The sequence below is a fragment of the Xanthomonas sp. CFBP 8443 genome, assembly GCF_025666195.1.
Taxonomy (GTDB): Bacteria; Pseudomonadota; Gammaproteobacteria; order Xanthomonadales; family Xanthomonadaceae; genus Xanthomonas_A.
The window spans coordinates 2,433,186-2,448,429 of sequence record NZ_CP102592.1 but is presented as its reverse complement, the minus strand read 5'-3'; the positions used below and the strand labels follow the sequence as shown (position 1 = coordinate 2,448,429).

Sequence of the window (15,244 nt, the reverse complement as noted above, 5' to 3'; positions counted from 1 at the left end):
CGGTGAACAAGAACATGCGGATTTTGATCGTGGACGATTTCTCGACGATGCGGCGCATCGTCAAGAACCTGCTCGGCGATCTCGGCTTCACCAACACTGCAGAGGCCGAAGACGGCAACAGTGCATTGGCTGCACTGCGCTCGGCACCGTTCGAGTTCGTGGTCACCGACTGGAACATGCCCGGCATGACCGGCATCGACCTGCTGCGCAACATCCGCGCCGACGACAAGCTCAAGCACCTGCCGGTGCTGATGGTGACCGCCGAGGCCAAGCGCGAGCAGATCATCGAGGCGGCGCAGTGCGGCGTGAACGGCTACATCATCAAGCCGTTCACCGCGCAGACCCTGCAGGAAAAGCTGGGCAAGATCTTCGAGCGCCTGGGAGCGACCGCCTGATGGAAGCCACCGCCGAACGCAGCGCCCTGATCGAACGCCTGCAAGGTGCGCTGGACGCACTGGAAAAAGGCGACGAAGCCGGCTGGCGCAAGGAAATCGACACGCTCGCCGCCTGGCGCACGCGGCCGATGATGCAGGGCCTGAGCCGGCTGGCGCGCGACCTGGGCCAGGCGCTCGGCGAACTGCCGACCGTGCCCACCGAGGCCGGCGAGCTGGACGATGCCTGCTCGCGCCTGGACCACGTGGTGGCGATGACCGAAGAGGCCAGCCACCGCACCCTGGACCTGGCCGAGGAATGCCGCGCGCTGGCCGAACAGCTGCGCGCCGGCGGGCTGACCGGCGACCAGGGCGAGATCCTCGACAAGATCCGCCACAACCTCACCGAGATGGCCCTGGCGCAGAGCTTTCAGGACCTGACCGGGCAGATCATCCGCCGCGTCGCGACCATCGTGCGCCGCGTCCACGAAGGCTTCGGCGCGCTCGGCCTGCCGCCGAAGGAAGACAAGAAACCCGACGGCAGCCTGGCCGGCCCCGCACTGGCCGGACTGGACCGTCACGGCGTGTCGCAGAACGACGCCGACGACCTGCTGTCCGGACTGGGATTGTAATTTTATGAGCGCCGTACCCGACGACATCGCTGCCGACTTCATCATCGAAGCCCAGGAAATCCTGGACCGGCTCGGCGAGCAGCTGGTGTCGCTGGAGCAGGCGCCCGAGGACAGCGACCAGCTCAACGCGGTGTTCCGCGGCTTCCACACGCTCAAGGGCGGCGCCGGCTTCCTGGCGATCAACGCCATGGTCGAGCTGTGCCACGCCGCCGAGGACACCCTGGGCCAGGCCCGCGCCGGCCAGGCCACGTTGCAGGCGCGGCACTTCGACGCCGCGCAGCAGTCGCTGGACTACCTGCAATCGATGCTCGACGCGTTCGGCAGCGGCAACGAGCCGCCGCGCGCGCCGCAGCAGTTGATCGCGCAGTTCGCGACCAGCGGCGAAGAGACCGCCGCACCCAGCGCCAAGGCCGCTGCGGTCGCCGCGCCGGCAGCGGCCGCGGGCGGCAACAGCGAGATGATCGACGACGACGAATTCGAAGCGTTGCTCGACCAGTTGCACGGCGGTGCCGCACCGGCCGCGCTGCCGGTACCGGCCGCCGCGCCGCGGCCGGCACCCAGCGCCAAGCCCGCCGGCGCGCCGGCCAAGGCCGCCGAACCCGAACACACCGTGCGCGTGGACACCAAGCGCCTGGACGCGATCGTCAACCTGATCGGCGAACTGGTGCTGTCGCGCAACCGGCTCAAGACCCTGCGCGTGCGCCTGCGCGACGAGGAACTGGACCGCGCGGTCAGCAGCCTGGACATCGCCACCGCGCGCCTGCAGTCGGCGGTGATGCGCACCCGCATGCAGCCGGTCGGCAAGGTGTTCTCGCGCTTCCCGAAGGTGGCGCGCGACGTCGCCCGCTCCCTCAACAAGGAAGTGGACCTGGAACTGATCGGCGCCGAAACCGAACTGGACCGCAACCTGGTCGAGGCGCTGGCCGATCCGCTGGTGCACCTGGTGCGCAACGCGATCGACCACGGCATCGAAACCCCGGCGCTGCGCGAGGCCACCGGCAAGCCGCGCGGCGGCCACGTGCGCCTGTCGGCGCAGCAGGAAGGCGACTACGTCAGCATCGAGGTGCAGGACGACGGTGCCGGCATCGACCCCGAACGCCTGCGCCAGAAAGCGCGCGAGAAGGGCCTGATCGATCCGGAAGCCGCCGCGCGCCTGACCACCGAGGAATGCCTGCACCTGGTGTTCCTGCCCGGCTTCTCGACCAAGTCCGAAGTCACCGACATCTCCGGCCGCGGCGTCGGCATGGACGTGGTGCAGTCGCGCATCCGCGAACTCAGCGGGCAGATCCAGATCCAGTCCGAACTGGGCCGCGGCAGCCGCTTCCTGATCCGCGTGCCGCTGACCCTGGCGATCCTGCCGACCCTGCTGGTGCAGGCCGGCGACACCGTCTATGCGCTGCCGCTGGCGCGCGTGGTGGAAGTGCTGCACGCGCCGAGCCGCTCGCTGGGCTGGTTCGACGGCCGCGCCGTGCTCGACCGGCAATCGCACACCCTGCCGCTGGTCGACCTGCGCCAGTGGCTGAACATCGAGGCGCCGCAATTGCCGCTGCTCACCGTGGTGGTGCTGCAGGCCGGCGAATCGCGCATGGGCCTGGTCGTGGATCAGGTCCGCGGCCGCGAGGAAGTGGTGATCAAACCGCTGCCGCGCGCCCTGCGCGGCCTGCCCGGCTACGCCGGCGCGACCCTGATCGGCGACGGCCGACTGGCGCTGATCCTGGATGTGGATGGGTTGAAGAGCTGAGGACTCGGGACTCGGGACTCGGGACTCGGGACTCGGGACTCGGGACTCGGGACTCGGGACTCGGGACTCGGGATGATGTCCCGGGCCAAATCGCTGTCAAGCGATTTGATGAAAAAAGTGCCGATTTTTCTGAAGAAAAAGCGGCTTTTTTTTAACCCAGCCGCTTTTCTGTAGGAGGGGCTTCAGCCCCGACGCCGTACCGATAACGCCTCGGGGCTGAAGCCCCTCCCACAGAAAAGCAAAAACGCAGCGCACTCGCGACCACCCTCCGAGTCCCGGGTGCCCAGTCCCGAGTCCCGAGCTCCACCATCAAGTCCCTCCCCCATCTGCCGATAGATCCTGCATGGACAAACTCAGTCTCATCGGTCTGCTGTTGGCGATCGCCTCGCTGGTCGGCGGCAGCATCCTCAAGGGCGCCGGCATTTCGGCGCTGTGGTCGCCGGCCGCGTTCGTGATCGTGATCGTCGGCACCGTCGCCGCGATCCTGGTGCACACGCCGCCGGCGGTGTTCCGGCGCGCGTTCCAGATCGCCAAGTGGATCCTGCATCCGCCGGCCAGCGATCGGCAGCAGCTGCTGCAGCAGATCGTGGAGTGGAGCAACATCGCCCGCCGCCAGGGCCTGCTCGGGCTGGAGAACCAGGTCCAGCACCAGAGCGACCCGTTCGTGCGCAAGGGCCTGCAGATGCTGGTCGACGGCGTGGAGCCGGAGTCGATCCGGCACATGCTGGAGATCGACCTCGACGGCCAGGAGCACTGTGACCTGGCCGCGGCCAAGGTGTTCGAAGGCATGGGCATCTACGCGCCGACGCTGGGCATCATCGGCGCGGTGCTGGGCCTGATCGCGGTGATGAAGAACCTGGCCGACCCGAGCAAGCTCGGCCACGGCATCGCCGCCGCGTTCACCGCCACCATCTACGGCATCGCCTCGGCCAACCTGCTGTTCCTGCCGATGGCCAGCAAGCTCAAGAGTGTGATCAAGCACAGCAGCGGCGAGCGCGAAATGATCATCGAAGGGCTCATCGCCATCGCCCAGGGCGAGAACCCGCGCAACATCGAATCGAAGCTGGCCGGCTTCTTGCATTGACCCGACCACTATGGCCCGCAAGCGTCAGCACGAAGATCACGTCAACCATGAGGCATGGGCCATCCCCTATGCCGATCTGATGACGTTGCTGCTCGCCTTCTTCGTGGTGATGTACGCGCTGTCCACGGTCAACGAGGCCAAGTACCGGGTCATGGCCGACGCGATGAGCACCGCCTTCGGCGGCGCGCCGCGGACGATGAGCCCGGTGCAGGTCGGCGAGCGCCTGATGCAGGGCCAGGGCGGCGCGCGTCCGACCCCGATCAAGTCCAGCCCGGCGCTGTCCCTGCCCGACCCGAACCGGCTGCCGTCGGCCTCGCCGCTGCGCGCGGCCGACGCGCTGCGCAACGAAGAACAACTGCGGCGCGCGCAGCGCCAGCTCGACGGCATCGCCGCCCGGCTCGGCGCCGCCCTGGCGCCGCTGATCGACAAGAAGCTGATCAGCGTGCGCCATGCTGGGCTGTGGATCGAAGTGGAGATCAACAGCGACATCCTGTTCGGCTCCGGCTCCGCGTCGCTGGACCACAGCGCCCGCGCTACCCTGACGCAACTGGCGCAGGTGCTGGTGCCGGTGCCCAACGGCGTGCGCGTGGAGGGCTATACCGACAACAGCCCGATCGCCACCTTGCAGTTCCCGTCCAACTGGGAGCTGTCGGCGGCGCGCGCGGCCAGCGTGGTGCACCTGTTCGCCGACCAGGGCCTGCAGCCGTCGCGGCTGTCGATGATCGGCTACGGCGAGTTCCGCCCGCTCGCCGACAACGACAGCCAGGCCGGCCGCAACGCCAACCGCCGCGTGGTGCTGGTGATCCTGGCCGATGCCGGCGGCGCCGAGGCCGACAGCCTCGACGCCGGCCGCGGCACCGCGCCCGTCGCCGCGGCGGCCGGTACTCCGTCGCCGCAAGACCGATTCAGCAGTGCCGGCACCGCGCCGGCGTCCCCGATCCAACCCGCCGCGGCGGCTGCCGGCGCTGCCGGCGGGCCCCGCGCCGTACCTGCCGCAATTGAAGGAGTGAACTGATGCGCATCTGGGCGATTGCCAACCAGAAGGGTGGCGTGGGCAAGACCACGACCACGCTGGCGCTGGGCCGCGGCCTGGCCATGCTCGGCCACCGGGTGCTGATGCTGGATCTCGATCCGCACGCCTCGCTGACCCGCGCCTTCGACGTGCCGCAGGACCCGCCGCCGAGCGGCGTGCTCGACCTGTTCGCGACCCCGCCGGGCGACCTGGCGTCGCTGGCCCACAACAGCCCCATCGACCGCCTCAGCTACGTCTGCGGGCAGACCGCGCTGGCCACGCTGGAGCGGCGCAGCGCCAACCAGCCCGGGCTCGGCCTGGCGCTGCAACAGGCCATGGCCCGCCACGTCGGCCAGCACGACTACATCCTGCTCGATTGCCCGCCGACCCTGGGCCTGCTGATGATCAACGCGCTGGCCGCGGCCGACCGGGTGATCATCCCGACCCAGGCCGAACCGCTCGCGCTGCACGGCCTGGCCAGCATGGTCCGCACCGTGGACATGGTCGAGCGCTCGCGCCGCCGGCCCCTGCCCGCCTCGATCCTGCCGACCCTGTTCGACAAGCGCACCCGCGCCGGCAACGACAGCCTGCGGCACATGCAGGACAGCTACGGCGAGCGGGTCTGGGAAGACGCGATCCCGGTCGACACCAAGATCTGCAACGTCAAGGCCTTGACGGTCGCCGGCGTGCCCGGCGACTACCCCGGCCGCGGCCTGGCCGCCTACCGCCGCGCGCTGGAATGGCTGATCGCCAGCGACGCCACGCCGATGGAGCAGGCCGCATGAACACGCCCGGCGTGATCGACGACTATCTGGAAGGCCTGCTGCACGACGTGATCGCCGAAGAGCAGAACGCCGAACGGCTGGCAGCGCTGGCCGCGGCCAGCGCCGCGCCGACGCCGACGCCGGCGCCGCAAGCGGAACCGGTCGCCGAGGCGCCCGCAGCGGCCGGCCCTACACCTGAAGAAATCGCCGCCGCGGTGCTGGCCGAAGCCGATTCCGATCCGGCCCTGGCCGGGATCATGTCGCAGCAGGCGCCGAAACCTGCGCCGGCCGGTCCCACCCCGGAAGAAATCGCCGCCGCGGTGCTGGCCGAAGCCGATTCCGATCCGGCCCTGGCCGGCATCATGTCGCAACAGGCACCGAAACCTGCGCCGGCCGGCCCCACCCCGGAAGAAATCGCCGCCGCGGTGCTGGCCGAAGCCGATTCCGATCCGGCCCTGGCCGGCATCATGTCGCAACAGGCGCCGAAGCCCGCGCCGGCCGGCCCCACCCCGGAAGAAATCGCTGCCGCGGTCCTGGCCGAAGCCGATTCCGATCCGGCCCTGGCCGGCATCATGTCGCAGCAGGCACCGAAGCCTGCCGTGGCCGGCCCCACTCCGGAAGAGATCGCCGCCGCGGTGCTGGCCGAAGCCGATTCCGACCCGGCCCTGGCCGGCATCATGTCGCAGCAGGCGCAGCCCGACGCCGAGCGCCAGGCCGACCTGGAAGTGGTCGCGGCGATGGAGATGGAACGCGCCGTCACCACGCCGCGCAACCTGGCCGCCGAGGACGATGCCGCCGAAGCGCGTGCGATCAAGCGCGCGCCGATGGCGGTGCCGCCGGAGCGTCGCGCCGAGGCCGAGCGCGCACTGGCCGGCGGAGCCTCGCGCTTGCCGCCCAACCTGGAGGCGTTCATGGCCCCGAGCGCGGCGCACGAAGCCTCCCCGCACCAGCGCCGCGCGCCGGACCGCAGCACCCGCTGGCTGCGCCTGCGCTGCGGCGAACAGGCCTACGCGCTGGAACTGCTGAAGGTGCAGGAAGTGGTGCTGCCGGTGCCGCTGTTGGCACTGCGCGGCACCCCGACCGCGATGCTGGGGATCATGAACCTGCGTGGCCAGGTGGTGCCGGTGATCGACCTGGGCATCCATCTGGGCGCCGCGCCGATCGAGATGGACATGCTCACCCGGGTGGTGGTGCTGGAAGAGAACGGCGAGACCCTGGGCCTGCGCGTGTCCGCGGTCGAGGACGTGGCCAGCCTCACCGACCAGCAGATCGAGCCGCCGGACAACGCCCGCATCTGCCGCATCTCCAACCATCTGTTCCGCGGCGTGGCGCGGCTGGGGGCGCAGCCGATGATCCTGCTCGACGCCGAGCAGCTGCTGCACTGACGCGCCCGACGCGTCGCCGCCGGCAAGGCTCCTCGCCCGCGCCTCGGTGCGCGCGCGGGCACCAGGAACCCAGCAAACGCAGCGCGTGCGGCGAGGTCGCCACGGCGGCGTCCAGGCTCGCCGCGGACCGCCATGGCGCCGCCGCATGCCCCGCGCGCCGCGGCCCGGCCGCGCGGCGACTGCCAACCCCGCAGCATTTTCCCGATGCGCCGCTAAAGCTTCCCGCGCATTGGCCGTTATCTGCCCTAGAACCATTCGTGCGGAGCAATGATGAGCACAGTCACCCTTGGCGAAGATCTCGGCATCGAGACCAGCGCCGACCTGAAACAACGGCTGACCCCGTTCCTGGCGTCGGACGACGAGCTGCGGCTGGACGCCGGCGAGGTCCGCCGCATCCACACCGCGTCCGTACAGGTGCTGTGCGCATTCGTCGATGCACGTCGCCAGGACGGCAAACGCACCGTGTTCGACGCCTGCAACGACACGTTCCGCGATGCGGCACGCCTACTGGGGGTCAGCGAATCGCTGGGCCTTCCTGCAACCTCTGACAACCTGAAATCTGTGGAGAACGCCGCATGAGCGCACGTATCTTGGTGGTGGACGATTCGGCGTCGATGCGCCAGATGGTCGCCTTTGCCCTTACCTCGGCCGGTTTCGCGGTGGAGGAAGCCGAAGACGGCCAGGTCGCCCTCGGCCGCGCGCAGGGCCAGCGCTTCAACGCGGTGGTGACCGACGTCAACATGCCGAACATGGACGGCATCTCGCTGATCCGCGCGCTGCGCCAGCTGCCGGACTACAAGTTCACGCCGATGCTGATGCTGACCACCGAGTCGGCGGCGGACAAGAAGTCCGAAGGCAAGGCCGCCGGCGCCACCGGTTGGCTGGTCAAGCCGTTCAACCCGGAACAGCTGATCGCCACCGTCCAGAAAGTCCTGGGCTGATTCCTTTCCACCCCTTTTTCCGGATTCCCCGCCCATGAGCATGGACCTGCAACGTTTCCACGCCACCTTCTTCGAGGAAAGCCGCGAAGGGCTGGACGCGATGGAAGCCGGATTGCTGTCGCTGGAAGAAGGCAACCGCGATCCCGAAGTGATCAACTCGGTGTTCCGCGCCGCGCACTCGATCAAGGGCGGCGCCGCCACCTTCGGCTTCGAGGCGATGGCCGGGCTGACCCACGTGCTGGAGACGCTGCTCGACGAGCTGCGCTCGGGCAAGCGCGAAGTGGAAGCGCACGCGATCGATGCGATCCTGGGCTCGGTGGACGTGCTGCGCGCGCTGCTGCGCGAAGCCGAGCACGGCACCCTGGCCGATCCGGTCGCGGTCAAGGCCGTGCACGACCGCCTGCAGCAGGCCCTGAACGGCACCGCCGCCGCCGCGCCCGCGGCGACCCCGGCCGCCAACCAGCCGGCCGAGCCGGAAGCCTGGCAGATCGGCTTCACCCCCGCGCCGTCGCTGTTCATGAGCGGCAACGACCCGCTGCGCATCATCCGCGAACTCGAACACCTCGGCCCGCTGCAGATCGCCTGCCGCAGCGGCCGCCTGCCCGGCTTCAACGACCTCGACCCGCTCGAGGCCTACCTGGCGTGGGACCTGGGCCTGGTCGCCAAGGTGCCGCGCAGCGCGATCGAGGACACCTTCGCCTGGGTGATCGACGATTGCGAACTGGACATCCGCGCGGTGCCGCCGCCGAGCCTGGCCAGCGCGCCGGCACCGGTGCTGGCGCAGGCTCCGGCCAGCGCCACCGCCGCACCGGCCGCCGCCGTGGCCGCCAATGCGCCGGCCGGCAATGCCGCCGCCGCGCACGAAGCGGAAAGCTCGATCCGGGTCAGCGTCGACAAGGTCGATGCGCTGATCAACCTGGTCGGCGAACTGGTCATTACCCAGGCCATGCTCAAGCAGGTCTCCGGCGATCTCGACCCGGCCCATGCCGAACGCCTGTTCGCCGGCCTGGACCTGCTCGAACGCAACACCCGCGACCTGCAGGAAGCGGTGATCGGCGTGCGCATGCTGCCGGTGGATGCGGTGTTCCGCCGCTTCCCGCGCCTGGTCCGCGACCTGTCCAGCCGCCTCGGCAAGCAGGTGCGGCTGCGCACCATCGGCGAAGGCACCGAGCTGGACAAGGGCCTGATCGAGAAGATCGCCGATCCGCTGGTGCACCTGGTGCGCAATTCGATCGACCACGGCCTGGAAATGCCCGAAGCGCGCCGCGCCGCCGGCAAGGACGAGACCGGCACCATCACCCTGGCCGCCTCGCACCAGGGCGGGCACATCGTCATCGAAGTCAGCGACGACGGCGCCGGCCTGAACCGCGAGCGGATCCTGGCCAAGGCCGCCGAGCGCGGCCTGAGCGTGCCGGACAACCCGACCGACGCGCAGGTGTGGGACCTGATCTTCGCCCCGGGCTTCTCCACCGCCGACGCGGTCACTGACCTGTCCGGCCGTGGCGTGGGCATGGACGTGGTCCGCCGCAACATCCAGGGCCTGGGCGGCGAAGTGCAGCTGGAAAGCAATTCCGGCCGCGGTACCCGCGTGCTGATCCGGCTGCCGCTGACCCTGGCGATCCTGGACGGCATGACCGTGTCGGTCGCCGGCGAAACCCTGATCCTGCCGCTGGCCTACGTGCTCGAGGCGCTGCAGCCGCAGCCCGACGACATCCGCACCATGGCCGGCGAAGGCCGCGTGCTGCGGGTCCGCGGCGAGTACCTGCCGATCCTCTCGCTCAGCGACTCCTACGGCTACGGCCGCACCGAGCAGGCCGAGCCGCTGGTGGTGGTGGTGGAAGCCGACGGCCAGAAGATCGCGCTGGAAGTGGACGAACTGGTCGGCCAGCAGCAGGTGGTGGTCAAGAACATCGAGAACAACTACCGGCGCATCGGCGGCATCTCCGGCGCCACCATCCTCGGCGACGGCCGCGTCGCGCTGATCGTGGACATCGGCGGACTGGTGCGCTCGCTGCGGGTACCGCAGGCCGCCTGATCGCTCCTCCCACCGCGCCGCGCATCGCGCGGTCAGCAAGGAAAACCGAGCCCCGGCAGCGATGCCGGGGCTTTCTTTTTTTGGATGCCGTGCCTTAGCCCCTCTCCCAGCGGGAGAGGGGTTGGGGTGAGGGTACGGCGCGAAAGCGTCTCGCTGAAGCGGATGCGCGAGGCTGCGCTCGCCAAAGGGCCGCGACACAACCCGACGACGCATCGCAACCGGATGCCGGTCCGCAGGTGGATCCCAAAACAGGGCTGAACGATTAAAGATCCCGGCAGCGCCGCCGCTACGAAGTAGACAAATCGTGGCGAAAGTCACAATTTCAAATAAATACTATTGCGAAATGAATCGAATCGAACATTCAACGGAGCCAACCAAATGAACGCATTTCTACAGCGCTACAGCGTTGGCAATCGACTTTCCGCCGCATTCGGCATCCTGATCCTGATTTCCGGCATGTTGGTCGCCGCCGGGTTGTTCGCGATGTCCGGCGCGCGCAAGCAGCTGGACGGCATCGTCAACTCCAACATCCAGAAGATCAACCTGTCCAACAGCATGCTGGACGCCAATTCCGCCATCCTGGGCGCATTGGGAACCTACGCGATGCAGGTCGGCGAAACCGAAGCCGAAAAGGCCCTGGCGCTGATCCAGAGCGAACGCGCTCACTACGACCAGGAGCGCGCCAAGCTCTACGCGATGCCGACCAACGAGGCAGGCAAGCGCACGCGCGCGGAGATCGAACAATTGCTGGAGACGGCAAGGCCGCTCAACAACGCGGTGATCGACGCGGTCAAGGCCGGCGACTACGCCCTGGCGCAGAAGATTTTCCACGAAAAGTCGCGGCCCGCCACGCTTGCATGGCAAGCCAAGATCCGCAGCAACGTCGTCCTGCAGAACGAACTCAGCCAGGAAGCCTATGCGACCGCGATCGCGCATACCGACCGCGGCCGCAGGATGCTGATCGGCGGCGGCATCGCCGCGGTCCTGGCCAGCAGCCTGCTGGCGTGGCTGATCACCCGCAGCCTGACCCAGCCGCTGAACCGCGCCACCCGCGCCGCCGAGGCGATCGCAGAGGGTCGCCTGGACAACAACGTGCATACCGACGCGCGCGACGAGCCGGGCCGCCTGCTCAACGCGATGGACCGGATGCAGACGCAGTTGCAACGCTTCTCCCGCGAGACCGCGCAGATGATCGAATTGCATGCGGACAAGGACATGACCCATCGCATGCCGCAGGACTTCCCCGGCGTGTACGGCGAGCTGAGCCAGGGCATCAACACGATGATGTTCGAGCACCTGGATGCGATCGTCGACGCGATCGCGGTGCTCAACGAGTACGCCAACGGCGACCTGCGCCGCGACGCGCGGCGCCTGCCCGGCAGCCGTGCTGTACTGCACGAATCCATGGATGCGGCCAAGGCCAGCCTGCTGGCGATCAACACCGAGATCAAGCGCCTGGCCGCCGCGGCCGCTGCCGGCGATTTCAGCGCCCGCGGCGATGCGGCGCACTTCCAGCACGATTTCCGGCTGATGGTGCAAGGCCTCAACGCGATGATGGAAGTCAGCGACCATAACCTGGGAAAACTGTCGGCGCTGCTGCAAGCCATCGCCGCCGGCGACCTGACCGCACGCATGCGCGGCGAGTTCCAGGGCGTGTTCGCGACCATGCGCGACGACGCCAACGCCACCGCCGATCAGTTGACCGGCATCGTCGGCCGCATCCAGACCGCCGCAGTCAGCATCAATGCGGCCGCCACCGAGATCGCCACCGGCAACGACGACCTGTCGCGCCGCACCGAGCAGCAGGCGGCCAGCCTGGAAGAAACCGCCGCGTCGATGGAAGAGCTGACTTCCACCGTGAAGCAGAACGCAGAGCATGCGCGCCAGGCCAACCAGCTGGCGGTCGGCGCGGCGGCTGTCGCCTCGCAGGGCGGCCAGGTGGTCGCCCAGGTGGTGAGCACGATGAGCGGCATCGAGACCTCGTCCAAGAAGATAGCCGACATCATCTCGGTGATCGACGGCATCGCCTTCCAGACCAATATCCTGGCGCTCAACGCCGCGGTGGAAGCCGCGCGTGCCGGCGAACAGGGCCGCGGTTTCGCGGTCGTCGCCAGCGAGGTGCGCACCCTGGCCCAGCGCTCGGCCGGCGCGGCCAAGGAAATCAAGGGCTTGATCGACGAGTCGGTGACGCGCGTCGCCGAAGGGGCGACCTTGGTCCAGCAGGCGGGTCAGACCATGACCGAGATCGTGTCTTCGGTGCAGCGCGTGACCGACATCATGAGCGAGATCTCGGCCGCTTCGCAGGAGCAGTACGCGGGCATCGAGCAGGTCAACCAGACCGTGACCCAGATGGACGAGGCCACCCAGCAGAACGCCGCGCTGGTCGAGGAAGCCACTGCCGCCGCGCGCTCGATGGAGGACCAGGCCGGGCAGCTCACCGAGGCGGTGGCGGTCTTCAAGATCGAGCCGAGCAACGCCGCGGCGACACGCCGGGCCGCGTAGTGCGCCGGCACAGCCGGCGCGGCCAGAATCTGCGGAGACGACAAAGATCCAGGTCAAGCCGCGCGTAACGCTCCGACATGACAGCAAAGGGCCGCGACTTCCGCGGCCCTTTGCTTTGCGACGCGAAAGCCGGCTGCCTACATTGCCATGTCGGCTCATCGCTCGCGACAACTGTGGAATACAGGCGACAGGTCGAGGGCGACGGGCGACCCAGGCGTGACCTTCTCCAACGTATCTACCCGCCGGGTTCGCACATCTCCATTGGCCACGCCTATCTATCGGCGTCTAAAAATAGATTGAACTTAACGATGTCCCGGCCGTTACAGAGGACATGGATGCCACGCCACGTGGCCTCCGCCTATCCATAGCCATTCCTCTCAGCTCCGGGATCACGATGAAGACCAAGAATCTGCCCCTGTCTACGCAACTCGCCCTGGGCTTCGGCGCCGTCGTGCTGGTGCTGCTCATCGTCGGGGCGATCAGCCTGCGCAGCCAGTTCCAGCTCAACGACGCGGTCGCCATCAACGAACACACCTTCAAGGTGCTCGCCACCGGCGAACTGATGCAGGCCAATGCGCTGAACGTACAGACCAGCACCCGCGGCTATCTGCTGTCCAGCAACAAGGACTATCTGCAGCCGTTCGCCCTCGGCCAGGCCGGCTTCGAAAAGAACTTCGCCGAAGCCAAGCGCCTGACCGCGGACAACCCGCGGCAGCAGGCGCGCCTGGCGCAGCTGCAGACCGTGTATCAGGAGTTTCTGCAGATCGAGCAGCGGATCATCGCCCTGCGCGAGCGTCCCGATAGCCAGGAACAGGTCCTGTCCGGGTTCGCCGAAGGCCGCGACCGCAAGACGATGGGGGAGATCCGTTCACTGCTGAGCGCGTTCGCCGATGAGGAAAGCGGCTTGCTGGTCAAGCGCAGCCAACAGCTGGAGATCGTACGCGCGCAAGGCAAATGGTCGGTGCTGCTCGGCAGCCTGATCGCGGTCCTGGTCGCGGTGGGCATGTGCCTGCTGATCCGCCGCCAGTTGCTCAAGCGCCTGGGCCTGGCGATCGGCGTCGCCGATGCCATCGCCGCGGGCAAGCTGGACAACCACATCGATGCCCAGTCGCGCGACGAGACCGGACGCCTGCTGGCCAGCATGAGCACCATGCAGACCCAGTTGCGCGACGTCCTGGCGGCGCAGACGGAAATGGCGCAGCGCCACGAGGCCGGCCAGATCAGCTTCCGCATGGACGAAACCGCGTTTCCCGGCGACTACGGACGCATGGTCCGCGACAGCAACGCGCTGGTCGCGGCGCATATCGCGGTGAAGATGCGCCTGGTGCAGATCATGGGCCGTTACGCGATCGGCGACCTCAGCGAGGACATGGACCGGCTGCCCGGCGAGAAGGCCGTGCTGGCGCAGACCATGGACACGGTCAAGCAGAACCTGACCGCGATGAACGGCCAGATCAACCAACTCGCCTCCGCCGCGGCGTCCGGCGACTTCAGCGTGCGCGGCGACGCGCAGCGCTTCCAGTACGACTTCCGCGCCATGGTCGACAGCCTCAACCGGTTGATGGGTACCGCCGACGGCAATCTCCAATCGCTGTCCACGGTGCTGAAGGCGATCGCCGCCGGCGACCTGACCGCGCGCATGCACGGCGAGTTCAACGGCGTGTTCGCCAGAATGCGCGACGACGCCAATGCCACCGCCGAACAGTTGGGCGACATCGTCGGCCGGATCCAGACTGCGGCGGTCAGCATCAACGGCGCGGCCAGCGAGATCGCTGCCGGCAACGACGACCTGTCGCGGCGTACCGAGCAGCAGGCGGCCAGCCTGGAAGAAACCGCGGCCTCGATGGAAGAACTGACGTCCACCGTCAAGCAGAATGCCGAACACGCGCGCCAGGCCGATCAACTCGCGGTCGGCGCAGCCGCCGTCGCCTCGCAAGGCGGCGCGGTGGTCGGCCAGGTGGTGACCACGATGAGCGGCATCCAGGCATCCTCCAGGAAGATCGCCGACATCATCTCGGTGATCGACGGCATCGCCTTCCAGACCAACATCCTGGCGCTCAACGCCGCGGTGGAAGCGGCGCGTGCCGGCGAACAGGGCCGCGGTTTCGCCGTGGTCGCCTCGGAAGTGCGTACCCTCGCCCAGCGCTCGGCCGGCGCGGCCAAGGAGATCAAGGGTCTGATCGACGAGTCGGTCACCCGCGTCGCCGAAGGCACGGTGCTGGTCGATCAGGCCGGCCGCACCATGCAGGAAATCGTGGCCTCGGTGCAGCGCGTGACCGACATCATGGGCGAGATCTCCGCCGCCTCGCAGGAACAGTATGCCGGCATCGAGCAAGTCAACCAGACCGTGAACCAGATGGACGAGAGCACCCAGCAGAACGCCGCGCTGGTCGAGGAAGCCAGCGCCGCCGCGCACGCGATGGAAGAACAGGCCGGCCAGCTGCTCGGGGCCGTGGCGGTGTTCAAGATCGAGGCGACCGACACCGTGGCGCCGGTCCGCCCTACCCTGCGCGGCGTGCCGGCTTCGCCTGCGCACGTGCGCGTGGCGCAGGCATCGCGGGGGGCAGCCGTAGCCGGCAGCGCAACGCAATGGCGGGAATTCTGAACCCGGGCATCCGCTCCGCATAGCGTCATTCCGATCGGCCGCACCCCTGCGGCCGATTCAATTTGCGCGACACGCTGCCGATAAGAACCCAGACGCAGACAGCACAGACGCTGCGTCGCGCCAGCGATCGACGCCGCCAATCCAGCATCGCCGGCGTGCGCACCGGTCTGCG

The 15,244-nt window shown here is 68.5% G+C and carries 12 protein-coding genes; all 12 read left to right on the top strand.

What is annotated here, in order from left to right; all coding sequences use genetic code 11:
* Positions 1–2 precede the first annotated feature (2 nt).
* Entirely contained in the window at positions 3–395 is a 393-nt protein-coding gene (gene cheY, locus NUG20_RS10410; protein WP_010341542.1) for a chemotaxis response regulator CheY, read from the top strand.
* A complete protein-coding gene (locus NUG20_RS10405) occupies positions 395–1,003 on the top strand; it encodes a protein phosphatase CheZ (RefSeq protein WP_263398236.1) in 609 nt (202 codons plus the stop codon). Before cheY ends, NUG20_RS10405 begins: the two co-directional genes overlap by 1 nt.
* 4 nt (positions 1,004–1,007) lie before the next feature.
* On the top strand, positions 1,008–2,744 hold the full coding sequence (locus tag NUG20_RS10400; protein ID WP_263398235.1) for a chemotaxis protein CheA: 1,737 nt from the start codon (positions 1,008–1,010) through the stop codon (positions 2,742–2,744).
* Between the two features lie 343 nt (positions 2,745–3,087).
* Positions 3,088–3,828, top strand: coding sequence for a flagellar motor protein (locus tag NUG20_RS10395; RefSeq protein WP_263398234.1), 741 nt, complete (start codon positions 3,088–3,090; stop codon positions 3,826–3,828).
* 10 nt (positions 3,829–3,838) lie between these two features.
* The gene (gene motD / locus NUG20_RS10390) at positions 3,839–4,843 is read left to right on the top strand and encodes a flagellar motor protein MotD (protein ID WP_263398233.1); all 1,005 of its coding nucleotides are present in this window, start codon (positions 3,839–3,841) and stop codon (positions 4,841–4,843) included.
* Positions 4,843–5,625 (top strand): ParA family protein, encoded by a 783-nt coding sequence (locus tag NUG20_RS10385; RefSeq protein ID WP_263398232.1) that lies wholly within the window; start codon positions 4,843–4,845, stop codon positions 5,623–5,625. Before motD ends, NUG20_RS10385 begins: the two co-directional genes overlap by 1 nt.
* Complete coding sequence (locus NUG20_RS10380; RefSeq protein WP_263398231.1) at positions 5,622–6,989, top strand: chemotaxis protein CheW; 1,368 nt, start codon at positions 5,622–5,624, stop codon at positions 6,987–6,989. Before NUG20_RS10385 ends, NUG20_RS10380 begins: the two co-directional genes overlap by 4 nt.
* Positions 6,990–7,259: 270 nt before the next feature.
* Entirely contained in the window at positions 7,260–7,568 is a 309-nt protein-coding gene (locus tag NUG20_RS10375; protein ID WP_263398230.1) for an STAS domain-containing protein, read from the top strand.
* Positions 7,565–7,930, top strand: a complete 366-nt coding sequence (locus tag NUG20_RS10370) for a response regulator (RefSeq protein WP_263109418.1) — start codon at positions 7,565–7,567, stop codon at positions 7,928–7,930. Before NUG20_RS10375 ends, NUG20_RS10370 begins: the two co-directional genes overlap by 4 nt.
* 34 nt (positions 7,931–7,964) lie before the next feature.
* Positions 7,965–9,965, top strand: a complete 2,001-nt coding sequence (locus NUG20_RS10365; RefSeq protein ID WP_263398229.1) for a chemotaxis protein CheA — start codon at positions 7,965–7,967, stop codon at positions 9,963–9,965.
* Between the two features lie 378 nt (positions 9,966–10,343).
* Complete coding sequence (locus NUG20_RS10360) at positions 10,344–12,467, top strand: methyl-accepting chemotaxis protein (protein ID WP_263398228.1); 2,124 nt, start codon at positions 10,344–10,346, stop codon at positions 12,465–12,467.
* A 394-nt stretch (positions 12,468–12,861) separates the two neighbouring features.
* Positions 12,862–15,072 (top strand): methyl-accepting chemotaxis protein, encoded by a 2,211-nt coding sequence (locus NUG20_RS21850; protein ID WP_286038046.1) that lies wholly within the window; start codon positions 12,862–12,864, stop codon positions 15,070–15,072.
* The last annotated feature ends 172 nt before the right edge of the window (positions 15,073–15,244 follow it).

Excerpts from the sequence above, each read along its gene's own strand:
- NUG20_RS10405 (WP_263398236.1), top strand. The coding sequence starts at position 395 with ATGGAAGCCACCGCCGAACGCAGCGCCCTGATCGAACGCCTGCAAGGT.
- NUG20_RS10400 (WP_263398235.1), top strand. The coding sequence starts at position 1,008 with ATGAGCGCCGTACCCGACGACATCGCTGCCGACTTCATCATCGAAGCC.
- NUG20_RS10395 (WP_263398234.1), top strand. The coding sequence starts at position 3,088 with ATGGACAAACTCAGTCTCATCGGTCTGCTGTTGGCGATCGCCTCGCTG.
- motD (WP_263398233.1), top strand. The coding sequence starts at position 3,839 with ATGGCCCGCAAGCGTCAGCACGAAGATCACGTCAACCATGAGGCATGG.
- NUG20_RS10385 (WP_263398232.1), top strand. The coding sequence starts at position 4,843 with ATGCGCATCTGGGCGATTGCCAACCAGAAGGGTGGCGTGGGCAAGACC.
- NUG20_RS10380 (WP_263398231.1), top strand. The coding sequence starts at position 5,622 with ATGAACACGCCCGGCGTGATCGACGACTATCTGGAAGGCCTGCTGCAC.
- NUG20_RS10375 (WP_263398230.1), top strand. The coding sequence starts at position 7,260 with ATGAGCACAGTCACCCTTGGCGAAGATCTCGGCATCGAGACCAGCGCC.
- NUG20_RS10370 (WP_263109418.1), top strand. The coding sequence starts at position 7,565 with ATGAGCGCACGTATCTTGGTGGTGGACGATTCGGCGTCGATGCGCCAG.
- NUG20_RS10365 (WP_263398229.1), top strand. The coding sequence starts at position 7,965 with ATGAGCATGGACCTGCAACGTTTCCACGCCACCTTCTTCGAGGAAAGC.
- NUG20_RS10360 (WP_263398228.1), top strand. The coding sequence starts at position 10,344 with ATGAACGCATTTCTACAGCGCTACAGCGTTGGCAATCGACTTTCCGCC.
- NUG20_RS21850 (WP_286038046.1), top strand. The coding sequence starts at position 12,862 with ATGAAGACCAAGAATCTGCCCCTGTCTACGCAACTCGCCCTGGGCTTC.